The following is a 3,573-nucleotide window of genomic DNA, read 5'->3' as shown; positions in this document are numbered from 1 at the left end:
GTCTTCTCTCAACCCCGGTCTTCCGAGTACCCCTGGGCCATCGCTGCGATCACCCTGCGCGCCCCCTTGAACGGGTTGCGCGCGTGCGCGGCGAGCATGTTGTCGAGCATCATGATATCCCCCGTCTCCCACGGGAAGGCGACCTGCAGCTCACCCAGCACACCGCGGACCTCGTCCAGAATGGAGTCTTCGATCGGCTCTCCATCTCCGTAATACACGTTGCGTGGGAGCTCGTCCTCGCCGACGGCGTCGAGGAGCGCCTCACGCACCTCGGGCTCCAGACCGGAGATATGAAACAGGTGGGCTTGATTGAACCACACCATGTCTCCGGTCCCAGGATGGCGAGCGACGGCCTGGCATATCTGTCGTGTCCGAAGCTCGCCGTCGTCCTTCCACTCACAGGCGATCCCATGACGGCGGCAGAACTCGTCCACCGCATCGCGGCTGTCCGTGTTGAACACCTGCGGCCAGGGCACATCGAGGCCGTTGCCGAAGTTCCGCACGTACATGAGCCCATGCTCCACGAAGCGCTCGCGAATGCGTCGATCCACGCGCCGGTACACCTCGCGGCTGTCCGCGATGGGCGTCTCTCCGCCTTCACCGGGCGCCACGGCACAATAGAACCAGATCTTCAGCGGCCACTCACGGCTATACGACTGCTCATTGTGCAGTGGGATGTGCTGGTGTGCAGGGTACTCCGTCGACGAGTAGACGCCCTCCGTGATCTTCGTGCGCGGCGTCGATCCGAACTCATAGCCAAGCAGCGGATGCCCGAAGGCCGCGCAGAACTCGCGGAAGCCAGCGACGTCATCGACCTGGAAGCCTCGGAAGAGGATACCCCCGTGCTCGGCCAAGCTCCGCTCGACCTGCTCCCGAAGCGCCGGGAAGACCTTCATGATGCCCTCACCGCCGCGAGCCGGCGACACCACGAGCGGCAGTCGACCATACGGTGTCGACGACCGGTTCCTGAGCGACTCGCCGGTGAGATCTTCCGCCTGAACCGTGTTCATCACAAGCTCCTCGCGCGACCGCCGCGCATCAAGAACACTCCGCGCAGCCCCGCGAGCAACGCGCTCCAGCGCCTGCGCACACCACGACCACCGCGCGACGAGCACGAGCGCGCGCGATCCATCGAGATACCTAACAGACGCGGAGATTCGGTCTCGTCTCCGCGCCGTTCAAGAGCCTCGTTCAAGCCGATCTGGGCCGCGGGTCCGACGCGTGCAGCCGGCGGACCCACGAGCCGCTCGCCGCACTACTGCTGCGCTCGATCCATGTGCTTGCGCAGGCTGAGAGGTCGCATGTCCGTCCAGTGCTCCTTGACGTACTCCAGGCACTCCTGCTTCTTCCCGGTCTTGCCCACCTCCGTCCAACCCTTCGGAACGTCGAGGTAATCTGGCCAGATCGAGTACTGCTCCTCGTGATTGACGACCACCTTGAAAATCGTATCTTCGCTATCCCAGCTCATCGCCATCCCTCTTCTTAGGTGTCGCGTCAGGCGCTCATGAAGGCTCGCGCCCGTTCGCCGGCGTGCAGCGTGTCTCCGTCGGCGCGCGGGACGAGCCTGCCGAACTCCAGCTTGATGCAGCGGTCAGCCAGGTGAAAGTAGCGATCGTCGTGGGTGATCGCGATCACGGTCTTTCCCCTGGCTTTCAGCTCGGGCAAAAGTCGTTTGTAGAATACCTCCTTGTAGGCCGGGTCCTGATCGGCCGCCCATTCGTCGAACACATAGAAGGGACGGTCCTCCAGGTAGGAGATCAGGAGCGCCAGACGCTTCCGTTGGCCCTGCGACAGCTTCGTCGTGGAGACGACGCCATCGACGACCTTCACCTTGTGGTCGAGCTCCAGCTCGACGAGGAGCGCTCGGGCACGCTCGTCGAGCTGAGCCCGCTCCAGGCCGATCAGGCTCTCGAACAGGTAGAAGTCCGAGAAGACCGCGGAGAAGTGCTGCCGGTACGCGTCGCGCGTCTCCTCGGTGACCGGCTCACCGTTCAACAGGATCTCCCCGCCCTCCGGGGCATAGAGGCCGACGAGGAGCTTCGCGAGCGTCGTCTTGCCGCTCCCGTTGCCGCCGATGAGGAAGACAATCTCCCCGGGGCGGAGCTCGATGTCGATCGGCCCCAGCAAGAACGACCGGTCCTCCCTCTCCACGTAGTAGCTGTGCGTGACCCGGCGCAGGCACAATCTCTCGACCGGACGCGGCGGAGGGGCGTGCGCCGGCGTCTTCCCGTCAGGCAGGCTTCCGGTGAGCTGATGAACGCGCTCGAGCGCGATGTGAGCCCTGCTGAGGTTCGGGATCGCCTGGAGCACGGCCTCCATGGGCAGCATCATGTACAGGAACACCAGGGCATAGCCGGACATCACGTGGGCATCGACCGCGAAGAGGCGGCCAAGGATGAATAGAACCGCGCCGATGAAGACGAAGAACAGAGAGCTGCCCCAGCTCTCCGCGGCGACGTAGATCGTCATCCCTCTGGCGCGCTGCGCGCGCACCCGCTCGATGCTGTCGTTCAGCAGCTCGGAGAGGAAGGCCTGCTTTCGCGGCCTGTGGAGCTTGAGCTCCTTGGCCCCGTCGAACAGGGCCCGGAAGTGATGAAAGAGCTCGTCCTCGTGCTTGCGTGAGGCGCGCAGATGGCCGATGGCCCTCGTGTGCGCGAGGTGGTACCCGAGCGAGCCCAGGAACACCATGGTCGCCGCGAAGAGGAACACCTGCCATGAGAGGACGCACAGATAGACCAGAGAGCCCAGCACGACGGCGCCATGCATGACCAGGTTGGGGATGGTCACGAAGAACTGAGAGAGGGTCCCGATGTCCTCCGTGAGGATCGCCAGGATGCGCGCTGCCCCCTGGACCTCGAGATCCCGGAAGGGGGCGTCGGCGACCTGGCGGCTGACGTACGCGCGCATCCGGGCGAGCGTCCCCTGGCTCAGGTGCACGAACAGGGATTGAGAAAGCCAGCGCAAGATCAGCACGAGCAGGCTGAGCCAGGCGAACCTCGACCCCAGCGCAGGCATCGCGCCGGCGTTTGCGGCCAGCGCTTCATTGATGACGGCGACCACCGCTGCGCCGCAGAAGCCGCTGGCCAGGCTGGTGATCAAGGCCGCCAGGATCAGCCAGCGCGACGACTGAAACAGGAAGGCAAACAGCGCCGCGCCTCGCCACATGTCCCGTCGTCTCGGCGTTGTTCCGCCGGGCTTCGCCTGTGCTTCCAACGCCATCTCCATGCGCTCGCTGCGCCGGGTCGTGACCACGCCTACACGAACCGGCATTCCCTTCGACCACGGCGAGGTGTCGCCTCGGACGCGGCGCAGCATGTGCGCCGGCATGCTCTATTACACAAGCCGAATGAACTTGAATATTACTTTCAACTTCAACTCAGCGGCGTGTATCACATTCTCTGGACGCTTGTCAAGTTTTTGGTGACGCGCTGCATGTCTCGTGGGTGTACCGCGGTGGTCTGGCCCACGCGCTGCCCGGCCTGGCGCCGTGCTGGCCGGGCTTGACGGCGGCCGCGAGGGTTCGTCGGTCGCCGGGCCAACGAGGGTGGGTGCGTCGCGGCGCGGGCCACGAGG

3 protein-coding genes are annotated in these 3,573 nt (G+C 64.9%); all 3 read right to left on the bottom strand.

Features of this window, described 5'->3' with window-relative positions:
* Window positions 1-8: 8 nt before the first annotated feature.
* Window positions 9-1,115 (bottom strand): TauD/TfdA family dioxygenase, encoded by a 1,107-nt coding sequence (locus WMF44_RS13570; protein WP_437299544.1) that lies wholly within the window; start codon window positions 1,113-1,115, stop codon window positions 9-11.
* 140 nt (window positions 1,116-1,255) lie between these two features.
* Window positions 1,256-1,468 carry an MbtH family protein gene (locus tag WMF44_RS13565; protein ID WP_437299543.1) on the bottom strand — a complete coding sequence of 71 codons (213 nt, stop codon included), beginning with the start codon at window positions 1,466-1,468 and terminating at the stop codon, window positions 1,256-1,258.
* A gap of 26 nt (window positions 1,469-1,494) precedes the next feature.
* Window positions 1,495-3,165, bottom strand: coding sequence for a cyclic peptide export ABC transporter (locus WMF44_RS13560; RefSeq protein WP_437299542.1), 1,671 nt, complete (start codon window positions 3,163-3,165; stop codon window positions 1,495-1,497).
* Window positions 3,166-3,573: the final 408 nt, after the last annotated feature.

The sequence above is a fragment of the Sorangium sp. So ce426 genome, assembly GCF_051475585.1.
Taxonomy (GTDB): domain Bacteria; phylum Myxococcota_A; class Polyangia; order Polyangiales; family Polyangiaceae; genus Sorangium; species Sorangium cellulosum_B.
This window is presented reverse-complemented; position numbering and strand designations above follow the sequence as displayed.